This window comes from Enterobacter sp. IF2SW-B1 (assembly GCF_001743375.1).
In the GTDB taxonomy this organism is placed as follows: Bacteria; Pseudomonadota; Gammaproteobacteria; order Enterobacterales; family Enterobacteriaceae; genus Enterobacter; species Enterobacter bugandensis.
This window is the reverse complement of sequence record NZ_MJAA01000014.1, coordinates 63921-86437: the sequence shown is the minus strand read 5'-3', so window position 1 is coordinate 86437 and position 22517 is coordinate 63921. Positions and strand designations below refer to the sequence as shown.

The window sequence follows — 22517 nt, the reverse complement described above, 5'->3', positions numbered from 1 at the left end:
TACGCAAGATTACGGTTCAAAACGGGCAGTGACCGGTTTGCACCTTTAGATTAATGACTGAGAGGATTAAAGGTATCTCATGGCTGAATGGAGCGGCGAATATATCAGCCCATACGCTGAGCACGGTAAGAAGAGTGAGCAAGTAAAGAAAATTACGGTTTCCATTCCTCTGAAGGTGTTGAAGATCCTCACCGATGAACGTACGCGTCGTCAGGTGAACAACCTGCGTCACGCGACCAACAGCGAACTGCTGTGCGAAGCGTTCCTGCATGCGTTTACCGGCCAACCGTTGCCGAACGATGACGATCTGCGCAAAGAGCGTAGCGACGAAATCCCGGAAGAGGCGAAGGTGATCATGCGTGAACTGGGTATTGACCCGGAGACGTGGGAATACTGAGAAGCGGATACAAAAAAGGCACCTTGCGGTGCCTTTTTTTCGGGAAACTTATTTAGCGCCCGGGATGCTGAAACGCTTGTTGAAGCGGTCAACACGGCCACCGGTTGCAACATCACGCTGCTTACCAGTGTAGAACGGGTGGCATTTGCCGCACACGTCCAGGTTCAGATCGTGACCCACGGTAGAGCGGATCTGGATAGAGTTACCGCAAGAGCAGTTTGCAGTAATCATTTCGTATTTCGGGTGAATATCTTTTTTCATGGGAGAACCTCAGTTAAGGCCGCGTCGCTCTTCCAGCCCTAACGCCAGACACCACGCGATGTTGAATGTAAGTTCTTTGGCGTAAAGTACACCAAAGGCGGCGAATCATACAGAATTTAACCAACGTATGCAAACTGATCCGCACGCCGCTTTTACTAATGTGTATACTAACGCGCCACTTTTCAAGTCAGGAAGATTCGATGCCCGTCGCTCACGTTGCCCTGCCCGTTCCGCTTCCCCGCACCTTTGACTACCTGCTGCCCGACAGCATGAGCGCCAAAGCGGGCTGTCGCGTGACCGTGCCGTTTGGCAAACAGCAGCGCGTGGGGATCGTCGTCTCCGTCAGCGATAAAAGCGAATTACCCCTCAATGAACTGAAATCGGTGGTTGAGGTGCTGGACAGCGAGCCGGTTTACTCCACCAGCACCTGGCGACTGCTGCTGTGGGCGGCAGATTATTATCATCACCCGATTGGCGACGTTCTGTTCCACGCCCTGCCGATCCTGCTGCGCCAGGGCAAGAGCGCCAGCCACGCCCCGATGTGGTACTGGTTTGCCACCGAACAGGGGCAGGCCGTGGACATCAACAGCCTGAAGCGTTCGCAGAAACAGCAGCAGGCGCTGGCGGCGCTGCGTCAGGGAAAAATCTGGCGGCACCAGGTCGACGAGCTTGAGGTCAGCGAAACGGCGCTACAGGCATTAAGAAAGAAAGGGTTGAGCGAGCTGGCCAGCGAAGCGCCCGCCCTTCACGACTGGCGCGACGGCTTCTCCGTCTCGGGCGATCGCCTGCGCCTGAATACCGAGCAGGCTACCGCGGTAGGCGCCATTCATAGCGCCTCGGACCACTTTTCCGCCTGGCTGCTGGCGGGCGTGACGGGCTCCGGCAAGACCGAAGTCTATCTGAGCGTGCTGGAAAACGTGCTCGCGCAGGGCAAACAGGCGCTGGTGATGGTGCCGGAAATCGGCCTGACGCCGCAAACCATCGCCCGCTTCCGCGAGCGCTTTAACGCGCCCGTTGAGGTGCTGCACTCCGGGCTGAACGACAGCGAGCGCCTCAGCGCCTGGCTGAAAGCGAAAAACGGCGAAGCGGCGATTGTGATCGGCACCCGCTCGTCGCTGTTTACGCCGTTTAAAAACCTCGGTGTCATCGTCATCGACGAAGAGCACGACAGCTCCTATAAACAGCAGGAAGGCTGGCGCTATCACGCCCGCGATCTGGCGGTCTACCGTGCGCACAGCGAGCAAATCCCTATTATTCTCGGATCCGCCACGCCTGCGCTCGAAACGCTGCACAACGTGCGCCAGCGTAAATACCACATGCTGCGCCTGACGCGCCGCGCGGGGAATGCCCGCCCGGCCATTCAGCACGTACTGGATCTCAAAGGCCAGCAGGTGCAGGCCGGCTTAGCGCCCGCCTTGATTTCCCGCATGCGCCAGCATTTGCAGGCGGGGAACCAGGTCATTCTGTTCCTCAACCGTCGCGGATTTGCCCCCGCCCTGCTGTGCCACGACTGCGGCTGGATTGCCGAGTGCCCGCGCTGCGACCACTACTACACCTTCCATCAGGCCCAGCGACACTTGCGCTGCCACCACTGCGACAGCCAGCGTCCGGTTCCTCGCCAGTGCCCGTCATGTGGTTCCACGCATATCGTGCCGGTGGGGCTGGGAACGGAACAGCTGGAACAGGCGCTTGACCCTTTCTTCCCGGACGTGCCTATTTCCCGAATCGACCGGGACACCACCAGCCGCAAGGGGGCGCTGGAGCAGCAGCTGGCGGAAGTGCATCGCGGCGGCGCGCGCATCCTGATTGGTACCCAGATGCTGGCCAAAGGGCACCACTTCCCGGACGTGACGCTGGTCGCCCTGCTGGACGTCGACGGCGCGCTGTTCTCGGCAGATTTCCGCTCCGCCGAGCGCTTCGCCCAGCTTTATACCCAGGTTGCCGGGCGTGCCGGACGCGCGGGGAAACAGGGCGAGGTGGTACTGCAAACGCATCACCCTGAGCACCCGCTGCTACAGACTCTGCTGCACAAAGGCTATGACGCCTTTGCCGAGCAGGCGCTGGCCGAACGCCAGACCATGCAGCTGCCGCCGTGGACCAGCCACGTCATCATCCGCGCGGAGGATCATAACAACCAGCAGGCGCCGCTTTTCCTGCAACAACTGAGGAATCTCCTGCAGGCCAGCCCGCTGGTGGATAACCAGCTGTGGATCCTGGGCCCGGTGCCGGCGCTGGCACCAAAACGCGGTGGACGTTTCCGCTGGCAAATTTTGCTTCAGCACCCCTCGCGTATTCGCCTGCAGCACATCGTCAGCGGCACGCTGGCGCTCATCAATACCCTGCCGGAAGCGCGTAAAGTGAAGTGGGTACTGGACGTCGATCCCATCGAAGGCTGAAGACGGATCGAAAAATTTAACGCGCCTCACACTTTTTATGAAAATTCTGTAACCGATTCCATTAACTATCTGTAAAAATGGTGATGTCCGCAGTTCGGTGTTCAGGCGAGGAGAAGACGTTGAAGTCCAGGAAAGAGGTTGCCACGGCGACCATGAAAGACGTTGCCGAGAAAGCACAAGTCTCAACGGCAACCGTGTCCCGCGCATTAATGAACCCGGATAAAGTCTCCCAGGCGACCCGTAACAAGGTTGAACAGGCGGCGCTGGAAGTGGGGTATTTCCCGCAGGCGATGGGGCGGAACGTCAAGCGCAATGAATCGCGGACCATCCTGGTAATAGTGCCGGATATCTGCGATCCCTTCTTCAGCGAGATCATTCGCGGTATCGAAGTGACGGCGGCGGAGCAGGGCTATCTGGTGCTGATTGGCGACTGCGCTCACCAGAACCAGCAGGAAAAAACCTTTATCGACCTCATTATTACCAAGCAGATTGACGGCATGCTGCTGCTTGGCTCGCGCCTGCCGTTTGATGCCAGCATCGAAGAGCAGCGCAATTTACCGCCGATGGTAATGGCCAACGAATTTGCGCCTGAGCTTGAGCTGCCGACGGTCCACATTGATAACCTCACCGCCGCGTTCAACGCCGTAAACTATCTCCAGGAGTTGGGACATAAGCGGATTGGCTGCATTGCCGGGCCGGAAGAGATGCCGCTGTGCCACTACCGCCTGCAGGGCTATGTTCAGGCGCTGCGCCGTACCGGTGCGATTGTCGATCCGCACTATATTGCGCGCGGTGATTTTACCTTTGAAGCGGGCGGACAGGCGCTGGAGAAACTGCTGGCGCTGCCGGAACCGCCAACGGCGGTGTTCTGCCACAGCGACGTGATGGCGCTGGGTGCGCTTTCACACGCCAAGCGCCGTGGCTTACGCGTGCCGAAAGATTTGTCGATTATCGGATTCGATAACATTTCACTTTCAGAGTTTTGCGATCCACCGCTCTCCACCGTTTCTCAACCGCGCTATCAGATTGGCCGCGAAGCGATGCTGCTTTTGCTGGATCAGCTGCAGGGTCAAACGGTTAGCAGCGGCTCGCGTTTGCTGGACTGCGAGCTGATTATTCGCGGCTCTACCCAGGCATTGACTTAAAGTAAACGCCTTTCGGACACCCTTATCTGGTCAAAGCCCCGCCGCTTAAGTAACATGGCGGGCTGACGAACGAATAAATACAGCGAAACGATAGTGGCACAACGAGATTATGTACGTCGCGGCCAGCCGGCACCTTCGCGACGCAAAAAGAGCAGTTCAAAAAGCAAGCAGCGTAATCTGCCTGCGGTCTCGCCAGCAATGGTCGCTATTGCTGCGGCCGTGCTGGTGGCCTTTATTGGCGGCCTGTACTTCATCACGCACCATAAAAAAGAAGAGTCCGAGGCCCTTCAGGGCAACAAAGTGGTGGGAAATGGTCTGCCGCCGAAACCTGAAGAGCGCTGGCGCTATATTAAAGAGCTGGAAAGTCGTCAGCCCGGCGTGCGTGCGCCTACTGAGCCCTCAGCCGGTGGCGAAGTGAAGAATGCCGATCAGCTGACGGACGAGCAGCGCCAGCTGCTGGCACAGATGCAGGCCGATATGCGCCAGCAGCCGACGCAGTTGAATGAAGTGCCGTGGAATGAACAAACGCCAGCGCAGCGTCAGCAAACGTTGCAGCTGCAGCGTCAGCGCCAGGCACAAATTCAACAGCAGCAACAGCAGCAGTGGACGCAAACTCAGCCGGTACAGCAGCCGAAGGCCCAGCCATACCAGCAACCGCAGCAGCAGACGCGTACGGTGCAGTCGCAGCCTGTTCAACAGCCAAAAGCGCAGCCGCCAAAGCAAGCGGCGCAGCCGTATCAGGATCTGCTCCAGACGCCAGCGCATACCACCGCGCAGCAGCCGAAAACGCAGCAGGCCGCGCCGGTGACCAAAGAGACCGAAGCGCCGAAGCAGACGGCAGAGAAAAAAGACGAGCGCCGCTGGATGGTGCAGTGCGGTTCGTTTAAAGGTGCCGAGCAGGCGGAAACGGTACGTGCTCAACTGGCATTTGAAGGATTTGACTCACGCATTACCACCAATAACGGCTGGAACCGCGTGGTGATCGGCCCGGTTAAAGGCAAAGAAAACGCAGACGGCACCATTTCCCGTTTGAAAGTGGCTGGCCACACAAACTGCATTCGACTCGCCTCCGGGGGTTGAAACCCCCAAAATCCCCCCCATCTATCATTTAATTCAGCCCTGAGCACAGGCTCAGGGCTTCTGTTTCCCGAATCTGTAACCAGGGGGTCTGCTCGTGACAACAATAGTAAGTGTACGCCGTAACGGCCAGGTGGTAATTGCCGGTGATGGCCAGGCCACGCTGGGTAATACCGTCATGAAAGGCAACGTGAAGAAAGTCCGTCGTCTCTACAACGACAAAGTGATCGCCGGTTTCGCAGGCGGCACGGCGGATGCCTTCACGCTGTTTGAACTGTTTGAACGCAAACTGGAAATGCACCAGGGTCATCTGGTGAAAGCTGCCGTTGAGCTGGCAAAGGACTGGCGTACCGACCGTATGCTGCGCAAGCTCGAAGCGCTGCTGGCGGTCGCGGATGAAACCGCTTCGCTTATCATCACCGGTAACGGTGACGTGATTCAGCCGGAAAACGACCTGATTGCCATCGGCTCTGGCGGCCCTTATGCCCAGGCTGCAGCCCGCGCGCTGTTGGAAAATACCGACATGAACGCGCGTGATATCGCGGTGAAGGCGTTGGATATTGCAGGTGATATCTGCATCTATACCAACCACAACCACACCATCGAAGAATTGACCTCCAAAGCGTAAGGATCTCCCATGTCTGAAATGACCCCACGCGAAATTGTCAGCGAACTGAACAAACACATTATCGGCCAGGATAACGCCAAGCGCTCCGTGGCTATCGCGCTGCGTAACCGCTGGCGTCGTATGCAGCTTGATGAAGAGCTGCGTCACGAAGTCACCCCGAAAAACATTCTGATGATCGGCCCGACCGGCGTCGGTAAAACCGAAATCGCCCGTCGTCTGGCGAAGCTGGCGAACGCGCCGTTCATCAAAGTTGAAGCCACCAAGTTCACCGAAGTGGGCTATGTGGGTAAAGAAGTGGACTCTATCATCCGCGACCTGACCGATTCTGCGATTAAGATGGTTCGCGTCCAGGCGATTGAGAAAAACCGCTACCGCGCGGAAGAGATGGCCGAAGAGCGTATTCTCGACGTGCTGATCCCACCGGCGAAAAACAACTGGGGCCAGGCTGAACAGCAGGCTGAGCCTTCAGCCGCGCGTCAGGCGTTCCGCAAAAAACTGCGTGAAGGCCAGCTGGACGACAAAGAGATTGAGATCGACCTCGCGGCCGCGCCGATGGGCGTGGAAATCATGGCGCCTCCGGGCATGGAAGAAATGACCAGCCAGCTGCAGTCCATGTTCCAGAACCTGGGCGGCCAAAAGCAGAAAGCGCGTAAGCTAAAAATCAAAGACGCGATGAAGCTGCTGATTGAAGAAGAAGCGGCGAAGCTGGTAAATCCGGAAGAGCTGAAGCAGGACGCTATCGACGCGGTTGAGCAGCACGGTATCGTGTTTATCGACGAAATCGACAAAATTTGTAAGCGCGGCGGCAACAGCTCCGGTCCGGACGTATCCCGCGAAGGCGTACAGCGCGATCTGCTGCCGCTGGTTGAAGGCTGCACCGTCTCTACCAAGCACGGCATGGTGAAAACGGACCACATTCTGTTTATCGCTTCCGGTGCATTCCAGGTAGCCAGCCCGTCGGATCTGATCCCCGAACTGCAGGGCCGTCTGCCGATCCGCGTTGAGTTGCAGGCGCTGACCACCGAAGATTTCGAGCGCATCCTGACGGAGCCAAACGCCTCTGCTACCGTACAGTACAAGGCGCTGATGGCGACCGAAGGCGTGAACCTCGAGTTCACCGAAGACGGTATCAAGCGTATCGCCCAGGCCGCATGGCAGGTCAACGAAACCACCGAGAACATCGGTGCGCGTCGTCTGCACACCGTGCTGGAACGCCTGGTAGAAGACATCTCATATGACGCGAGCGACCTCAACGGTCAAACCATTACCATCGACGCAGACTATGTAAGCAAACATCTGGATGCGTTAGTGGCAGATGAAGATCTGAGCCGTTTTATCCTATAATCGCGGTTACTGCATTCTCATCACTGTTAATGGGGGCTAAGGCCCCCATTTTTATTGGCTAAATTACTATGACTGATATCAGCCGTACTCAGGCGTGGCTCGAAAGTCTGCGCCCTAAAACGCTTCCTCTGGCTTTTGCCGCCATTATTGTCGGCACCGCGCTTGCCTGGTGGCAAGGGCATTTCGATCCGCTGGTGGCAGGTCTGGCGCTCATTACCGCCGGGCTGCTGCAAATCCTCTCTAACCTCGCGAACGATTATGGCGATGCGGTAAAAGGCAGCGACAAGCCTGACCGTATCGGGCCGCTGCGCGGGATGCAAAAAGGGGTGATCACCCAGGCACAGATGAAGCGCGCGCTGATTATCACCGTGGTGCTGATTTGCTTATCTGGCCTGGCGCTGGTGACGGTCGCCTCGAAAACTACCAGCGACTTCATTGGCTTCCTGGTGCTGGGCCTGCTCGCCATTATCGCGGCCATCACCTACACCGTCGGCACGCGCCCTTACGGCTATATTGGCCTTGGGGATATCTCCGTGCTGGTGTTCTTCGGCTGGCTGAGCGTAATGGGGAGCTGGTACTTACAGGCGCATACGGTGATCTCTGCCCTGTTCCTCCCGGCGACCGCCTGCGGCCTGCTGGCGACGGCGGTGCTCAATATCAATAATCTGCGCGATATCGACAGCGATCGTGAGAACGGCAAGAACACGCTGGCGGTGCGTCTGGGGCCGGTGAATGCGCGCCGCTATCATGCCTGCCTGCTTATTGGCGCGCTGGTTTGCCTGGCGCTGTTTAACCTGATTTCCCTGCATAGTCTGTGGGGCTGGCTGTTTGTGCTTGCCGCGCCGCTGCTGGTTAAGCAGGCCCGCTTTGTTATGCGTGAACTCAGCCCGGCAGCCATGCCGCCAATGCTGGAGCGAACGGTAAAAGGCGCGCTGCTGACTAACCTGTTGTTCGTCATTGGGATTGTGTTAAGCCAGACGCTCAGTTAGCTGACAAATATCAATTAACAATTGATGATTTTGCCAACAACGCATTTCGCACGATATACTGAACACATTCGCAGCAACTGAGCGTTAAACCTATGAAATACGATACCTCCGAGCTTTGTGACATCTACCAGGAAGATGTCAACGTCGTTGAACCGCTGTTCTCCAACTTTGGTGGGCGGTCATCGTTTGGCGGGCAAATCGTCACGGTGAAATGTTTCGAGGACAACGGGTTGCTGTACGATCTGCTCGAACAGAACGGCCGTGGCCGCGTACTGGTGGTCGACGGCGGCGGGTCCGTGCGTCGCGCACTGATTGATGCTGAACTGGCCGGCATTGCCGTCCAGAACGAGTGGGAAGGCATCGTGGTGTACGGCTCCGTGCGTCAGGTGGACGATCTGGAAGACTTGGATATCGGGATTCAGGCCATCGCGGCCATTCCGGTAGGCGCTGCGGGTGACGGCATCGGCGAAAGCGACGTGCGCGTTAACTTCGGCGGCGTGACCTTCTTCTCAGGCGATCATCTCTACGCCGATAATACCGGCATTATCCTTTCTGAAGATCCGCTGGATATCGAGTAATAAAACCATAAGCGTGAACCATAAAAAAACCGCCAACAGCAATGTGGCGGTTTTTTTGTCCCTCGGGATTCGCGGTCCGTTGGGAAGTTTTGCAACCTTTAACCAGGATTTTTATCTTACCCTGGTTCAAACCTCAGGTAACCTCATCGACCCTTTATAAATTCCTAATTATCTATGAAAACCTTAACTACGCTGCTATTGCTCATTATGATGCAGCGTCCCTTTCCGCCATTTCGCACATGGGCATCGGTCCAGGGAAAGGTGTAACCACAACCGTAAAGCAGCCTTTAACCAGGCTTGTGTCCACCGACTTATCACCGGTGGTGAACGGTGGAGCGGTTAGCCGCAGAGACCGCATAATGAAACGCTATTTATGTATCGCGTTCATTGTCGCCAGCGTACTCGTTGTAAAAAGTGATGAACCGATCGGGTTTGTTGCGTTTACCACGACAGCGCAGGACAAGTAGCGTTAAGGCCGCCTTGGGCGGCCTTTTTTATGGTTGGATGTCAGTCAGCGAGAACCATAAAAAAAGCCGGGTGGCGGCGTCGCCTTACCCGGCCTGTTCAGTTCATCCCAGTGGGAATCAGACTTCTTCCATACGTCCCAGCAGCGCCTGCAGGCGATCCTGCCAGCCGTTCTGCTGTTCACGCAGCTGGTTGTTTTCGCGCTCCAGTTCTTCGCGGCCGTGCTGAGCGTTCTGAACTTCCTGCGCCAGGCTGTTGTTCTTCTCTTTCAGCTCTTCAATTTCCATCTGCAGCAGCGTGATGGTGTCAATCGCCTGCTGTACTTTCGCTTCCAGTTTCTCAAACACTTCTAAAGACATGATCCTACCTCTCCTGAATTGCAAGGCGACGCTTTAACGTAAACGCGCACAACATATGTTCCGATTGTATGGAGCGCAGTCGCCCCTGTCCAGCGGCATGCCACGCAGATCGCGGTTTGCAACACTTTTCGGCCTCGTCCTGGTGCGTTCGCGGCATATACCTCTAAGTTGTTAACCCATTCGTTAAAAAAATGATTCAGCTCACCGTGCGCGACTGATGCAAAAACGCGCTTTATGGCGCGAAAACGCTCATTTTATTGACACAGACCACACATTTTAATTTCGATATTTCTCGTTTTTGCTCGTTAACGATAAATTAACACTATGTCTACAGGGCATCGTGGCTGTCACGGGCGGCCACGCTAACAATAAACATCAATTTCTTCAGGATTCCGATTATGAGTCAGACATCAACCTTAAAAGGCCAGTGCATTGCCGAGTTCCTTGGTACCGGGTTGTTGATATTCTTCGGAGTGGGCTGTGTCGCTGCACTGAAAGTGGCGGGTGCCAGTTTTGGTCAGTGGGAAATCAGTATCATCTGGGGTCTGGGCGTGGCGATGGCCATCTACCTGACTGCAGGGGTCTCTGGCGCACATCTTAACCCGGCGGTGACTATCGCACTGTGGCTGTTCGCGTGCTTCGACGGACGCAAAGTTGTTCCCTTCATTATTTCTCAATTTGCCGGCGCGTTTTGCGCAGCGGCGTTAGTTTACGGGCTTTATTACAATCTTTTCATCGACTTCGAACAGACGCATCATATGGTGCGCGGCAGCGTCGAAAGTCTGGATCTGGCAGGCATCTTCTCAACCTACCCTAACCCGCATATCAATTTTGTGCAGGCGTTCGCAGTTGAAATGGTGATTACCGCTATTCTGATGGGCGTCATTATGGCTTTGGGCGATGATGGTAACGGCATTCCGCGTGGCCCGCTGGCGCCATTGCTGATTGGCCTGCTGATCGCTGTCATCGGTGCGTCCATGGGGCCGTTAACAGGGTTTGCGATGAACCCGGCGCGTGACCTGGGTCCAAAAACCTTCGCCTTCTTTGCAGGATGGGGCGACGTGGCTTTCACCGGCGGCAAAGATATTCCTTACTTCCTGGTACCGCTGTTCGGACCCGTCGTAGGGGCGGCACTGGGTGCATTTGGCTATCGCAAATTAATTGGTCGCCACTTACCGTGCGACACCTGTGTGGAAGAGGAGAAGGAAACGACTTCTACCGCACAACAAAAAGCTTCGCTGTAATCTGACTACGGGACACATACCATGACCGAAAAAAAATATATCGTTGCGCTCGACCAGGGCACTACCAGCTCCCGCGCTGTCGTAATGGATCATGACGCGAATATCGTCAGCGTGTCACAGCGCGAATTTGAGCAAATTTATCCTCGTCCAGGCTGGGTAGAACACGACCCGATGGAGATCTGGGCGTCACAAAGCTCCACGCTAGTAGAAGTGCTGGCGAAAGCCGACATCAGTTCCGATGAGATCGCCGCGATTGGTATCACCAACCAGCGTGAAACCACCGTGGTGTGGGAACGCGAAACCGGTAAGCCGATTTACAACGCCATCGTCTGGCAGTGCCGCCGTACGTCAGAGATCTGCGAACAGCTTAAGCGTGACGGGATGGAAGAGTACGTGCGTAGCGCCACCGGCCTGGTGGTTGACCCGTACTTCTCCGGCACCAAAGTGAAGTGGATCCTCGACCACGTGGAAGGTTCACGCGAGCGTGCAAAACGCGGCGAGCTGCTGTTCGGTACCGTCGATACCTGGCTTATCTGGAAGATGACTCAGGGACGTGTCCACGTTACTGACTACACTAACGCCTCGCGCACCATGCTGTTTAACATCAACACCCTGGAGTGGGATGACAAGATGCTGGACGCGCTGGATATTCCGCGCGCGATGCTGCCTGAAGTGCGTAAGTCGTCTGAAGTCTACGGCCAGACCAACATCGGCGGTAAAGGCGGCACCCGTATTCCTATCGCCGGTATCGCCGGTGACCAGCAGGCGGCACTGTTCGGCCAGCTGTGCGTCAAGGAAGGGATGGCGAAGAACACCTACGGCACCGGCTGCTTTATGCTGATGAACACCGGCGAGAAAGCGGTGAAATCAGAAAACGGCCTGCTGACCACCATCGCCTGCGGCCCGCGCGGCGAGGTGAACTATGCCCTGGAAGGTGCGGTGTTTATGGCGGGCGCATCTATTCAGTGGCTGCGCGACGAGATGAAGCTGATCAGCGATGCGTTTGACTCCGAGTACTTCGCGACCAAAGTGAAAGACACCAACGGCGTGTACGTGGTGCCAGCGTTCACCGGTCTGGGCGCACCGTACTGGGACCCGTATGCCCGCGGCGCAATTTTCGGCCTGACGCGTGGTGTGAACTCAAACCACATCATTCGTGCGACCCTGGAATCCATCGCCTACCAGACGCGTGACGTGCTGGAAGCGATGCAGGCAGACTCCGGCATTCGTCTGCACGCCCTGCGCGTAGACGGCGGCGCGGTGGCCAACAACTTCCTGATGCAGTTCCAGTCCGACATTCTGGGCACCCGCGTTGAGCGCCCTGAAGTACGTGAAGTGACGGCACTGGGCGCGGCGTATCTTGCGGGTCTCGCGGTAGGCTTCTGGCAAAACCTGGACGAGCTGCAGGAGAAAGCGGTCATCGAACGCGAATTCCGCCCTGGCATCGAAACCACCGAGCGCAACTACCGCTACAGCGGCTGGAAGAAAGCGGTGAAACGCGCCCTTGCGTGGGAAGAGCACGAAGAGTAAGCCTATATTCCCTCTCCCTGTGGGAGAGGGTTAGGGTGAGGGGCATCGACCGCACCGGTCCCCTCACCCCTCCCCACTCTGTGATAAACTTCGTGCAATTCCTTTTGATTGTACGAGTCCCTCATGAAACGTGAACTTGCTATCGAGTTTTCCCGCGTCACCGAAGCAGCCGCCCTTGCAGGCTATAAATGGCTGGGTCGTGGCGACAAAAATACCGCAGACGGCGCGGCCGTCCACGCCATGCGCATTGTGCTTAACCAGGTCAACATCGACGGCACTATCGTCATCGGTGAAGGCGAAATCGACGAAGCGCCGATGCTCTACATCGGTGAAAAGGTCGGGACCGGCAAAGGCGATGCGGTGGATATCGCGGTGGACCCGATCGAAGGCACGCGCATGACGGCGATGGGCCAGGCCAACGCCCTGGCGGTGCTGGCCGTGGGCGATAAAGGCTGCTTCCTCAACGCGCCGGACATGTACATGGAAAAGCTGATTGTCGGCCCTGGTGCGAAAGGTGCAATCGATCTCAGCCTGCCGCTGGACGCCAACCTGCGCAATATCGCGGCGGCGCTGGCTAAACCGCTCAACGAACTCACCGTGACCATTCTGGCGAAACCGCGCCACGACGCCACCATCTCTTATCTGCAGGCACTCGGCGTGCGCGTGTTTGCCATTCCGGATGGCGACGTTGCCGCGTCTATTCTGACCTGCATGCCGGACAGCGAAGTGGACGTGCTTTACGGCATCGGCGGCGCGCCGGAAGGCGTGGTCTCTGCGGCGGTGATCCGCGCACTGGACGGCGATATGCAGGCGCGCCTTCTGCCGCGCCATGAGGTGAAAGGCGACAGCGACGAAAACCGTCGTATCGGTGAGGACGAGCTGGCGCGCTGCGCAGCGATGGGCATCGAAGCCAATAAAGTACTGGCGCTGAACGACATGGCGCGCAGCGATAACGTCGTCTTCTCTGCAACCGGCATCACCAAAGGCGATCTGCTGGACGGCATCACCCGCAAGGGCAACATGGCGACCACCGAAACGCTGCTGATCCGCGGTAAATCGCGCACCATCCGACGCATTCAGTCCATTCACTATCTCGACCGTAAAGACCCGGACGTGCAGACGCACATTCTGTAAAACCGTTTGATCGATAGAGCTTTCCGGCCCGAAGGGGCTGGAAATGTTTCCCACAAGTACGGAAGATAGAACAGAGAAACAGCACAGGAGAAGATCATGGCGGACTGGGTAACAGGTAAAGTCACAAAGATAGAATTCTGGACCGATGCGCTATTTAGTCTCACCCTGCATGCTCCCGTTCACCCGTTTAAGGCCGGGCAATTTGCCAAGCTGGGTCTGGATGTCGACGGCGAGCGCGTGCAGCGCGCCTACTCTTACGTTAACGCGCCGGATAACCCGGATCTCGAGTTCTATCTCGTCACCGTTCCTGACGGTAAGCTCAGCCCGCGCCTTGCCGCCCTTAAGCCCGGCGACGATGTGCAGATTGTGAGCGAAGCGGCAGGCTTCTTTGTGCTCGAAGAGATCCCTGACTGTGACACGCTCTGGATGCTGGCAACCGGCACGGCCATCGGTCCGTATCTCTCTATCTTGCAGTACGGTAAGGATCTGGAGCGCTTCAAAAACATCGTGCTGGTGCACGCCGCGCGCTATGCCGCAGATTTAAGCTATCTCCCGCAGATGCAGGCGCTGGAACAGCAGTACGGCGGAAAGTTAAAGATTCAGACGGTAGTCAGCCGCGAAACCGTAGCAGGAGCGCTTACCGGTCGCGTACCGGCGTTAATTGAGAGCGGCGCACTGGAAGACGCGGTGGGTTTACCGATGACGGCCGAAACCAGCCACGTCATGCTGTGCGGTAACCCGCAGATGGTCCGGGACACGCAGCAGCTTCTGAAGGATACCCGGCAGATGACGAAACATCTTCGCCGCCGGCCGGGCCATATGACCGCCGAACACTACTGGTGATCAGCGGTATTTCACCTCGACGGTATCTTTACCGTATTTATTTTCGCTCTGGGTGCCGATAAACGCGCCCAGATCGACAATCATCATCACGAAGATGACCGACGGCAGCAGCCTGCCCACGACCCACGGCAGGATGGAAGGCAGCATCGCCCAGTTCCCTGCCACCAGCATCCACGCCAGTATGATCAAAAATGCCCACGCGCCGGAGCGGCCGCGATCGTGCAGGCGTTTCACCACGACGGCCGCCGTCGGCCATAGCAGGCAGACCAGTGCAAATGCCGCCGTTTGCGTGCTCAGCCAGGCGTTATAAGCAACGAAAAAAAGAAGCAGCATGGCGACGACCCACGTCACCATCCAGACCCAGAAATCACGGCGTCCAATACGCCCTTTGAATGAAAACAGCCACTGCTGTATGGTCATGTAAGGTTCCTTATTATCGTTTAGCCCGCATTTTACCCTGGAGTTGTGACCTTTTGACAAGCCGACCAGATATCGTTTTAATCATGAGCACTTACGGCCAGGTGCAATGTTGATGAAAAATTCGGCACATTCTCTTTTCCTGTGTTTAGCGATGCTCGGCGCGGGTTTTCCGCTGCACGCCGCCAACACCGCGGCCCCCACCACTGCGCCGTATTTGCTGGCGGGCGCACCGTCTTTCGATCAGTCCATCAGCCAGTTTCGCGAAGCTTTCAATCAGGCCAACCCAGGGCTGCCGCTGGATGAGTTTCGCGCCATTGATAGCTCGCGCGATACCCCTACACTGACCCGTGCAGCGAGCAAGATTAACGAGAATTTGTATGCTTCCACGGCGCTGGAGCGCGGTACGTTAAAAATCAAAAGCATGCAAATCACCTGGCTACCGATTCAGGGGCCAGAGCAGAAAGCGGCTAAATCGAAGGCGCTTGATTACATGAGCGCGGTGCTGCAGGCGTTTACGCCTGCGCTGACGAAAAAGCAGAGCCAGCAAAAGCTGCAAAAGCTGCTGACCGCCGGTAAAAACAAGCGGTACTACGCCACAACCGAAGGCGCGATTCGCTATGTAGTGGCGGATAACGGCGAAAAAGGACTGACCTTCGCCGTTGAACCGATTAAGCTGGCGCTATCTGACACCCTTGGCGGGGCCAATTAATGATAAAAAGCAAAGCCTTTCGAGGGAAAATCTCTATACTGATTCACAGACCATGCTGCCCGACAGGGCGGCCATATTCCTTAATTCGCTTATTTAGCGTGGAGAATTGAAATGCGACATCCTTTAGTGATGGGTAACTGGAAACTGAACGGCAGCCGCCACATGGTAAACGAACTGGTTGCAAACCTGCGTAAAGAGCTGGCTGGCGTGACCGGCTGCGCGGTTGCTATCGCTCCGCCGGATATGTACCTGGATCTGGCTAAACGTGCCGCTGACGGCAGCCACATCGTGCTGGGCGCGCAGAACGTTGACGTTAACCTGTCTGGCGCGTTCACCGGTGAAACTTCCGCTGAAATGCTGAAAGATATCGGCGCGAAATACATCATCATCGGCCACTCCGAGCGTCGCACCTACCACAAAGAATCTGACGAGTTCATCGCGAAGAAATTTGCCGTGCTGAAAGAGCAGGGTCTGATCCCGGTTCTGTGCATCGGTGAAACCGAAGCGGAAAACGAAGCGGGCAAAACCGAAGAAGTGTGTGCACGTCAGATCGACGCCGTGCTGAAAACGCAGGGCGCGGCAGCGTTCGAAGGCGCGGTTATCGCTTACGAGCCAGTCTGGGCGATCGGTACCGGCAAATCTGCTACCCCTGCGCAGGCTCAGGCAGTTCACAAATTCATCCGTGACCACATTGCTAAAGCCGACGCGAAAGTGGCTGAGCAAGTGATCATCCAGTACGGCGGCTCCGTAAACGCCTCCAACGCTGCTGAGCTGTTCACCCAGCCAGATATCGATGGCGCGCTGGTTGGCGGTGCATCTCTGAAAGCGGACGCTTTCGCGGTGATCGTTAAAGCGGCAGAAGCGGCTAAACAGGCGTAATGGCCTTTGTGGCGGGTGGCGCTTGCGCTTACCCGCCGCTACAAACGCCCTAACACGCTAAACCACAGATAATCCAGCGGCAGCAGCACCAGATACGTCGCAATCGCCAGCGCCAGGCAGAGCACCATCCCCGCCCTTGCAGGCACCTTTCCTAGCCCCATCGCCACCACAATCGGCGACGCCTGATACGGCAGCAGCGGCGTGGAATAGCCCAGTACCTGAATCATGATTACCGACAGCAGCGGGAAACCGGTCGCGTCCGAGAAGCTCTGCGCCAGCGTGGTGTAAAGCGCCGGAACGCCGTTGGCAGTCATAATGAAATTGAGTGCCGTAGTAATTCCGGTTAGCGCCAGGAAGCTGGTGAATGGTTTGTCCGCATCCAGCGGCATTATGCGCAGCAGCGCCTCGCCTACGGCCGCTCCGATACCCGTTTGCGTCACGACGATCGCCAGCCCGAGAATACCCGCAACGTAAATGCAGGTGCGCATATTTACCCCCGCCGAGAACTCCTCGCCGGTGATAAAACCAATGCGTGGCAGCATAACGATAATCGAGGCCGCCAGCCCCGTCCACGCCGGCCCCACGCCGTGCCAGCTCTCCGTCACCCACATCATCAGCACCACCACCAGCAGCCAGGCGAGTCGTTTTTCGTCACGCCCCATCGGTTCAGACAGCGTGAAATCCTTCGCCGGTTTCGGGCTGCCGGGGAACAGCCAGCAGATGAGGCCAATCAGAATCAAGCCTTTGAGAATACCGAGCACCGGCGTGTGCAGCAGCAGATACGGGACATAGTTCAGGTGAATGCCGTACGAGCCTTCCGCCGCGCCGCTCATGACCAGGTTAGGCACGTTGGCGGGCAGAATGGTGGCTGAGAGCTGGAAGGTACCGAAGCCGACTGCCAGCGCAAGGCCGAACCAGGCGCGGGAGCCGTCGGCGATACCGGCGCGTTTCGCCATCGCCGCGACAATGGGCATCAGCAGCGCAATACGCCCCATGTTTGACGGCATCACAAACGCCAGCGCGTAGCTGAGCAATACCACGCTCGCCACCATCAGCATCCAGGAGTCAGTGAGCTTTGCCGACAGCGCCCGGGCGGCCCTGTCCGCCAGGCCGGTTTTACGGATCGCCACGCCGAGCACAAAGCCGCTGAAGACCAGCCAGAAAGCCGACGAGGCAAAACCGCCAAAAATCACCTCCGGCGGAGCGATTCTGGCGGTCATCGCCGCCGTGAAAAACAGCAGCGCGGTGATAAATTCCGGCAACAGCGACGTCGCCCACAGCACGATGGTGACGCCGACGATCAGCGAGGGCAGCAGCAGAGGATGCGTTAACCAGAGCGACATACCTGTCTCCTGTAGATTTTTTCAGCAAGTCTACGGTGACAGGCAGCCTGAGTAAACGCGATTTATAGTGGGGTTACTTCAGGATAGCGCATTGATGATCCTGCAATTCCTCTGCCGACGCGCGGTTAAGCATGAGCAGGTTACGCTCGGTCGCCAGCAAAACAAACGAACCATCCGACTGCTGCGCCATCGCCAGCGCGAAGCGTCCCATATGGTCGCGCGCCTCCGGCAGCTCTTCCGCCAGCATCATAAACGGACTGCGCTGGACCAGTTCATTCTCCGTCACCCGGCGTGCGAGGTACTCATGCCCTTCCAGCCCACCCGGGAACGGTAGCCACTGGGTGCTGATGTCTCCCTGCGCCGCGTTGAGCTTCTCGCGCACGTCCGGGCGCAGGCAGGAGATATGGATATGGAAATGGTTTTGCGTGCGGCCAGCCGGTGAGTTAATCGTCAGCGAAATAGCGCTGTCCGGCACTTCAGAGCCACGCTTCAGGGTCATAAAGCTGCGCGACTGCCACGCCAGCCAGAAGAAGTTTGGCGTATGAGGCTCGGTCAGGAGCGGGCTTTCGGTGCCGTTGATGCGGTACGTTGGCATCAGCAGATACTGCAGCGGCCCGTTGCGGTCCTTAAATACCACATAGCCCGCATCAGGCTTCACCTGCGCGCAGGGTGCCGGGTTACGGTGCTGCAGCTGATTAGGCAGACACTGGTCGAGGACGATATGGCGCAACGCATTCGGATTACCCGCTTTTATCCAGTACACGCCGCCTGCGGCAAGGGCGATGACAATCAGGATCAGTAAGATAATTTTTTTCACAACGCGTTCCCTGTTTTCAATAGAGGCAAAAGAGTAACGCAAAATGATGACCAAATAAAAAACCCGGTGGATTTCTCACACCGGGTCGCCGTGTCGTTTACTAACCGTTAGCGCTGGCTAATCTGGTCGAAGGTGCCGCCATTAGAGAAGTGCTCTTTCTGCGCTTTCGTCCAGCCGCCGAACACATCATCAATGGTGAAGAGCTTCAGTTTCGGGAATTCGCTGTCGTATTTCTTCGCGACAGCCGCATCGCGTGGACGATAGAAGTTCTTCGCCGCGATTTCCTGGCCTTCCGGCGAGTAGAGATACTTCAGGTAGGCTTCCGCCACCGCTTTGGTGCCTTTCTTATCAACAACCTTATCGACCACGGAAACGGTCGGCTCGGCGAGGATGGATTCGCTCGGAGTCACGATCTCAAACTTGTCTTTACCCAGTTCGTGGGTCGCCAGCAGGGCTTCGTTTTCCCAGGCAATAAGTACGTCGCCAATTCCGCGCTCGACGAAGGTGTTAGTGGCACCGCGCGCGCCGGAGTCCAGCACTTCAACGTTTTTGTACAGGGATTTGACGAACTCCTGTGCTTTAGCCTGGTCACCGTTGTTGTGGTGCAGCGCGTAGCCCCAGGCCGCCAGGTAGTTCCAGCGTGCCCCGCCGGAGCTTTTCGGGTTCGGGGTAATCACAGAAACGCCCGGTTTGATCAGGTCGTTCCAGTCTTTAATCTGTTTCGGGTTGCCTTTACGCACCAGGAAGACGATGGTCGAGGTGTATGGCGCGGAGTTGTCCGGCAGGCGTTTGATCCAGTTTTTGTCGATACGGCCACGCTCGGCGATAGCGTCGACATCATAGGCCAGCGCCAGGGTAACCACGTCGGCTTCAATACCGTTAATCACAGATGTCGCCTGCTTACCAGAGCCACCATGCGACTGGCGAACCACCACGTTATCGCCGGTTTCCTGCTTCCAGTGCGCCGCGAAGGCTTTGTTGTATTGATCGTACAGCTCACGCGTCGGGTCGTACGACACGTTGAGAAGTTGAATGTCCTTTGCCAGCACGCTGGTCGATGCCAGCAATAACGTTAACCCCACGCCCCATTTATTCATCGCCCAGCTCTCTTGTGTAGTGTTTTGATGAATGCAGCGTGCCAGAAAGCGAATCGATGATTAAAGAATAAAAAAAGATTGGCTATAACGTGGAGGAATAAAAGCCCTCTTCAGAAAGAAGAGGGCTCGAAGGATCAGTACAGTTTTTTCGCGCAGTCCAGCCAGTCACCTTTGAACGGACGCTTCATGTTTTCAATCGCGTCGATGATGTCATGGTGAACCAGCTGTTCGTTCTGAATACCGACGCAGCGGCCACCGTGGCCCTGCAGCAGCAGCTCGATAGCGTACGCGCCCATACGGGACGCCAGAATACGGTCGTACGGGCCAGGGGAACCGCCGCGCTGGATGTGGCCCAGAACGGTCGCGCGGGTTTCGCGTTTGGTTTCGGTTTCGATGTACTTCGCCAGCTCGTCAACGTCACAGATGTGCTCGGTGATAGCCACAATCGCGTGTTTCTTACCTTTCGCGATACCGGCTTTGATCTCAGCAACCAGATCTTCGCGACTGAATTCCACTTCAGGAACCACCACAAACTCACAACCACCGGCGATAGCCGCTGCCAGGGTCAGGTCGCCGCAGTAACGGCCCATCACTTCAACGATAGAGATACGCTGGTGAGAAGAAGAGGTGTCACGCAGGCGGTCAATGGCTTCCACAACGGTACCCAGCGCGGTGAAGTAACCGATGGTGTAGTCAGTGCCTTTGATGTCGTTGTCGATGGTGCCCGGCAGGCCGATGCACGGGAAGCCCATTTCGGTCAGACGTTTTGCACCCATGTACGAGCCGTCACCGCCGATAACGACCAGCGCGTCCAGGCCACGTTTTTTCATGTTCTCGATAGCCACTTCACGGATGTGTTCGTCACGGAATTCCGGGAAGCGCGCAGACCCAAGGAAGGTACCGCCACGGTTGATCATGTCAGACACGCTGTAGCGGTCGAGCTGAACCATACGGTCTTCATACAGACCCAGGTAACCATCATAGATACCAAAAACTTCCAGACCTTCCGTCAGCGCTGCACGGACAACCCCACGAATTGCCGCGTTCATGCCCGGCGCATCACCGCCGCTTGTCAACACACCGATTTTCTTAATCATGACTACCTCTGAACTTAGGAATGCAAAATTGAAATCTGTTGCCGGAAGAAACTTATCGACCAACGAATACTGCAAATAGTATATCAATCCCTTCTGGCTGAATTGATTCAGGTCAGACCAAATGGCGGTAATTTATACACAAAATGCTGGCCTGGCTCACTTTTTTACAACGAATTACGAAAGCCCAACATGTCCGGGTACAACCGAGCAGGGATCCTGGTGAATGATGACGTCTGAACCAGGAAAACGCTGCAAAATCGCCTGCTCGACCTGCTCAGCAATAACGTGAGCCTGTACCAGTGGCAGGTTGTCTTCCATTTCAATATGAATCTGAATAAAGCGGGTCGGCCCTGACTGCCGCGTTCGAAGATCGTGTGCACCGCTGACGCCGGGCCAGGAGGTCACGATAGAAAAAATTTCGTTACGTTCTGAGTCCGGAAGAGCGCGATCGAGCAGTGATTGCACCGCGTCATACCCCATCCGCAGGGCGCTATATAAAATATAGATACCAATCCCTAACGCAAACAACGCATCGGCCCGATGCCAGCCATACCAGGCCAGACCGAGTGCAATAAGAATAGCCCCATTCATCATAACATCAGATTGATAATGAAGCATATCCGCCCGTACGGCCTGACTTTGCGTTTTGCGAACGACCCAGCGCTGGAACGTTACCAGAACAAGTGTGCTTATAAGTGCAATGACCGTGACGACCACGCCGACACCGGGATTGTTCATCGGTGAAGGTGAAACCAGATGCTGGATACCGGTCAAAAACAGGAACAGTGCAGAGCCAGAAATGAACATACTTTGCGCCAGCGCCGCGAGCGATTCCGCCTTGCCGTGCCCAAACGTGTGCTCTTCATCCGCCGGCTGCAGCGAGTAGCGCACCACCAGGAGGTTGGTCAGCGAGGCGGCGATATCGACCAGTGAATCCACCAGCGCCGCCAGAATACTGACCGAGCCGGTATACCACCAGGCAAAGATTTTGATCAGCAGCAGGCCAGAGGCCATGACGGTCGCCGCAATGGCGGCCCGGCTTACCAGCCTTCCATAGGATTGATTCATAAACGCTCCTGTCATGTCATGCCGCTAGTATAACGGAAGCATGGGGAGGCAAAGGATGAATAAACGGTTAACAAATCAGAATGCGGGGCAAAAAAAACCCCCACATCATGTGGGGGAAGACAGGGATGGTGTCTATGGCAAGGAAAACAGGGTTTACTGGTTACTACGGGTACTGCTATTGCTACTGAAAAACGTCGCTTCTGAGCTTCGCTGCATCCGTGCAACCTCACGCAGCTGGTCCATACGCTGCTGATGTTTGGCATTCAAAACCGCTTGCTGCTCGGGCGTTAGCAGGTGGAACATCTGGTTGCGGACCTTCGCCATTTCTACCTGGCGGGCAACCTGTTCCTGTGCCATTTTTTCGGCCTGAGCGCGAACAGCGCTTTCGTCAAAATTTTCTGCGGTGACAAGGCGATGCATTGTCTCCATTTCGCTAACATTAACAGGGGGCTGGTCGTGTCGTGCCCTCTGCATCAGATCTCGCATCTGTTGACGCTGATGTTCGGTTAAACTTATGCCGTCAAACATATGGCTTTGGCTGCTGTGCTGCGTTGCGCCCTCTTGCGAGGAACCGTTATCGCCGATGATAGCTACAGCAGCCTGGCTAAACGCACTGAACGCCAGCGTTGAGGCCATGACGGCAGCGGTAACTTTGCGCATCACTTGCTCCCAAAATCTTTCGTGTCGCGATTCAACG

The 22517-nt window shown here is 56.5% G+C and carries 23 protein-coding genes; 14 read left to right on the top strand and 9 right to left on the bottom strand.

Annotated features, from left to right (window positions below; genetic code table 11):
- Nucleotides 1-79: 79 nt before the first annotated feature.
- Entirely contained in the window at nucleotides 80-397 is a 318-nt protein-coding gene (metJ, locus tag A6013_RS22325) for a met regulon transcriptional regulator MetJ (RefSeq protein ID WP_003862042.1), read from the top strand.
- 48 nt (nucleotides 398-445) lie between these two features.
- Here metJ and rpmE read toward each other — a convergent pair whose 3' ends face one another.
- Complete coding sequence (gene rpmE / locus A6013_RS22320; RefSeq protein WP_003862040.1) at nucleotides 446-658, bottom strand: 50S ribosomal protein L31; 213 nt, start codon at nucleotides 656-658, stop codon at nucleotides 446-448.
- 200 nt (nucleotides 659-858) lie between these two features.
- Between rpmE and priA the strand changes: the two genes are divergently transcribed.
- From priA to rraA, 7 genes are all read left to right on the top strand, one after another.
- Nucleotides 859-3054, top strand: a complete 2196-nt coding sequence (gene priA, locus A6013_RS22315; RefSeq protein WP_069733794.1) for a primosomal protein N' — start codon at nucleotides 859-861, stop codon at nucleotides 3052-3054.
- Between the two features lie 119 nt (nucleotides 3055-3173).
- Nucleotides 3174-4199 (top strand): DNA-binding transcriptional regulator CytR, encoded by a 1026-nt coding sequence (cytR, locus tag A6013_RS22310; protein ID WP_041911797.1) that lies wholly within the window; start codon nucleotides 3174-3176, stop codon nucleotides 4197-4199.
- Between the two features lie 93 nt (nucleotides 4200-4292).
- Nucleotides 4293-5279, top strand: coding sequence for a cell division protein FtsN (gene ftsN / locus A6013_RS22305; protein ID WP_028014839.1), 987 nt, complete (start codon nucleotides 4293-4295; stop codon nucleotides 5277-5279).
- A 94-nt stretch (nucleotides 5280-5373) separates the two neighbouring features.
- Complete coding sequence (gene hslV, locus A6013_RS22300; protein WP_014072345.1) at nucleotides 5374-5904, top strand: ATP-dependent protease subunit HslV; 531 nt, start codon at nucleotides 5374-5376, stop codon at nucleotides 5902-5904.
- A 9-nt stretch (nucleotides 5905-5913) separates the two neighbouring features.
- On the top strand, nucleotides 5914-7248 hold the full coding sequence (hslU, locus tag A6013_RS22295; RefSeq protein ID WP_028014840.1) for an HslU--HslV peptidase ATPase subunit: 1335 nt from the start codon (nucleotides 5914-5916) through the stop codon (nucleotides 7246-7248).
- 62 nt (nucleotides 7249-7310) lie between these two features.
- Nucleotides 7311-8237: a 1,4-dihydroxy-2-naphthoate polyprenyltransferase gene (gene menA, locus A6013_RS22290; RefSeq protein ID WP_102863639.1), complete on the top strand. Its 927-nt coding sequence runs from the start codon at nucleotides 7311-7313 to the stop codon at nucleotides 8235-8237.
- Nucleotides 8238-8329: 92 nt separating this feature from the next.
- The gene (gene rraA, locus A6013_RS22285) at nucleotides 8330-8815 is read left to right on the top strand and encodes a ribonuclease E activity regulator RraA (protein WP_014885702.1); all 486 of its coding nucleotides are present in this window, start codon (nucleotides 8330-8332) and stop codon (nucleotides 8813-8815) included.
- Nucleotides 8816-9399: 584 nt separating this feature from the next.
- Here rraA and zapB read toward each other — a convergent pair.
- Nucleotides 9400-9639, bottom strand: a complete 240-nt coding sequence (zapB, locus tag A6013_RS22275; protein WP_028014842.1) for a septal ring assembly protein ZapB — start codon at nucleotides 9637-9639, stop codon at nucleotides 9400-9402.
- A 398-nt stretch (nucleotides 9640-10037) separates the two neighbouring features.
- Between zapB and A6013_RS22270 the strand changes: the two genes are divergently transcribed.
- The 4 genes from A6013_RS22270 (at nucleotide 10038) to fpr (ending at nucleotide 14390) form a co-directional block, all read left to right on the top strand.
- Complete coding sequence (locus A6013_RS22270; protein ID WP_028014843.1) at nucleotides 10038-10883, top strand: MIP/aquaporin family protein; 846 nt, start codon at nucleotides 10038-10040, stop codon at nucleotides 10881-10883.
- A 21-nt stretch (nucleotides 10884-10904) separates the two neighbouring features.
- Nucleotides 10905-12413: a glycerol kinase GlpK gene (glpK, locus tag A6013_RS22265; protein ID WP_028014844.1), complete on the top strand. Its 1509-nt coding sequence runs from the start codon at nucleotides 10905-10907 to the stop codon at nucleotides 12411-12413.
- Between the two features lie 123 nt (nucleotides 12414-12536).
- On the top strand, nucleotides 12537-13547 hold the full coding sequence (gene glpX / locus A6013_RS22260) for a class II fructose-bisphosphatase (RefSeq protein ID WP_028014845.1): 1011 nt from the start codon (nucleotides 12537-12539) through the stop codon (nucleotides 13545-13547).
- Between the two features lie 96 nt (nucleotides 13548-13643).
- A complete protein-coding gene (fpr, locus tag A6013_RS22255; RefSeq protein ID WP_047362494.1) occupies nucleotides 13644-14390 on the top strand; it encodes a ferredoxin--NADP(+) reductase in 747 nt (248 codons plus the stop codon).
- Here fpr and A6013_RS22250 read toward each other — a convergent pair whose 3' ends face one another.
- Nucleotides 14391-14810 (bottom strand): DUF805 domain-containing protein, encoded by a 420-nt coding sequence (locus A6013_RS22250; protein ID WP_028014847.1) that lies wholly within the window; start codon nucleotides 14808-14810, stop codon nucleotides 14391-14393. It abuts the gene before it with no gap.
- A 112-nt stretch (nucleotides 14811-14922) separates the two neighbouring features.
- Between A6013_RS22250 and A6013_RS22245 the strand changes: the two genes are divergently transcribed.
- A complete protein-coding gene (locus A6013_RS22245) occupies nucleotides 14923-15519 on the top strand; it encodes a DUF1454 family protein (RefSeq protein ID WP_028014848.1) in 597 nt (198 codons plus the stop codon).
- Between the two features lie 111 nt (nucleotides 15520-15630).
- A complete protein-coding gene (tpiA, locus tag A6013_RS22240; RefSeq protein WP_006808674.1) occupies nucleotides 15631-16398 on the top strand; it encodes a triose-phosphate isomerase in 768 nt (255 codons plus the stop codon).
- Nucleotides 16399-16436: 38 nt separating this feature from the next.
- Here tpiA and A6013_RS22235 read toward each other — a convergent pair whose 3' ends face one another.
- The 6 genes from A6013_RS22235 to cpxP all read right to left on the bottom strand — a co-directional run bounded on the left by A6013_RS22235 (nucleotide 16437) and on the right by cpxP (nucleotide 22480).
- A complete protein-coding gene (locus A6013_RS22235; protein ID WP_028014849.1) occupies nucleotides 16437-17741 on the bottom strand; it encodes an SLC13 family permease in 1305 nt (434 codons plus the stop codon).
- A 73-nt stretch (nucleotides 17742-17814) separates the two neighbouring features.
- Entirely contained in the window at nucleotides 17815-18558 is a 744-nt protein-coding gene (locus A6013_RS22230) for a CDP-diacylglycerol diphosphatase (RefSeq protein WP_069733791.1), read from the bottom strand.
- Nucleotides 18559-18665: 107 nt separating this feature from the next.
- Nucleotides 18666-19655 (bottom strand): sulfate ABC transporter substrate-binding protein, encoded by a 990-nt coding sequence (locus tag A6013_RS22225; RefSeq protein WP_028014851.1) that lies wholly within the window; start codon nucleotides 19653-19655, stop codon nucleotides 18666-18668.
- Between the two features lie 134 nt (nucleotides 19656-19789).
- A complete protein-coding gene (gene pfkA / locus A6013_RS22220; RefSeq protein ID WP_028014852.1) occupies nucleotides 19790-20752 on the bottom strand; it encodes a 6-phosphofructokinase in 963 nt (320 codons plus the stop codon).
- A 174-nt stretch (nucleotides 20753-20926) separates the two neighbouring features.
- A complete protein-coding gene (gene fieF, locus A6013_RS22215; protein ID WP_028014853.1) occupies nucleotides 20927-21820 on the bottom strand; it encodes a CDF family cation-efflux transporter FieF in 894 nt (297 codons plus the stop codon).
- A 153-nt stretch (nucleotides 21821-21973) separates the two neighbouring features.
- The gene (cpxP, locus tag A6013_RS22210; RefSeq protein WP_028014854.1) at nucleotides 21974-22480 is read right to left on the bottom strand and encodes a cell-envelope stress modulator CpxP; all 507 of its coding nucleotides are present in this window, start codon (nucleotides 22478-22480) and stop codon (nucleotides 21974-21976) included.
- Nucleotides 22481-22517: the final 37 nt, after the last annotated feature.

Excerpts from the sequence above, each read along its gene's own strand:
- metJ (WP_003862042.1), top strand. The coding sequence starts at position 80 with ATGGCTGAATGGAGCGGCGAATATATCAGCCCATACGCTGAGCACGGT.
- rpmE (WP_003862040.1), bottom strand. The coding sequence starts at position 658 with ATGAAAAAAGATATTCACCCGAAATACGAAATGATTACTGCAAACTGC.
- priA (WP_069733794.1), top strand. The coding sequence starts at position 859 with ATGCCCGTCGCTCACGTTGCCCTGCCCGTTCCGCTTCCCCGCACCTTT.
- hslU (WP_028014840.1), top strand. The coding sequence starts at position 5,914 with ATGTCTGAAATGACCCCACGCGAAATTGTCAGCGAACTGAACAAACAC.
- rraA (WP_014885702.1), top strand. The coding sequence starts at position 8,330 with ATGAAATACGATACCTCCGAGCTTTGTGACATCTACCAGGAAGATGTC.
- zapB (WP_028014842.1), bottom strand. The coding sequence starts at position 9,639 with ATGTCTTTAGAAGTGTTTGAGAAACTGGAAGCGAAAGTACAGCAGGCG.
- A6013_RS22270 (WP_028014843.1), top strand. The coding sequence starts at position 10,038 with ATGAGTCAGACATCAACCTTAAAAGGCCAGTGCATTGCCGAGTTCCTT.
- glpK (WP_028014844.1), top strand. The coding sequence starts at position 10,905 with ATGACCGAAAAAAAATATATCGTTGCGCTCGACCAGGGCACTACCAGC.
- glpX (WP_028014845.1), top strand. The coding sequence starts at position 12,537 with ATGAAACGTGAACTTGCTATCGAGTTTTCCCGCGTCACCGAAGCAGCC.
- fpr (WP_047362494.1), top strand. The coding sequence starts at position 13,644 with ATGGCGGACTGGGTAACAGGTAAAGTCACAAAGATAGAATTCTGGACC.
- A6013_RS22250 (WP_028014847.1), bottom strand. The coding sequence starts at position 14,810 with ATGACCATACAGCAGTGGCTGTTTTCATTCAAAGGGCGTATTGGACGC.
- A6013_RS22245 (WP_028014848.1), top strand. The coding sequence starts at position 14,923 with ATGAAAAATTCGGCACATTCTCTTTTCCTGTGTTTAGCGATGCTCGGC.
- tpiA (WP_006808674.1), top strand. The coding sequence starts at position 15,631 with ATGCGACATCCTTTAGTGATGGGTAACTGGAAACTGAACGGCAGCCGC.
- A6013_RS22235 (WP_028014849.1), bottom strand. The coding sequence starts at position 17,741 with ATGTCGCTCTGGTTAACGCATCCTCTGCTGCTGCCCTCGCTGATCGTC.
- A6013_RS22225 (WP_028014851.1), bottom strand. The coding sequence starts at position 19,655 with ATGAATAAATGGGGCGTGGGGTTAACGTTATTGCTGGCATCGACCAGC.
- pfkA (WP_028014852.1), bottom strand. The coding sequence starts at position 20,752 with ATGATTAAGAAAATCGGTGTGTTGACAAGCGGCGGTGATGCGCCGGGC.
- fieF (WP_028014853.1), bottom strand. The coding sequence starts at position 21,820 with ATGAATCAATCCTATGGAAGGCTGGTAAGCCGGGCCGCCATTGCGGCG.
- cpxP (WP_028014854.1), bottom strand. The coding sequence starts at position 22,480 with ATGCGCAAAGTTACCGCTGCCGTCATGGCCTCAACGCTGGCGTTCAGT.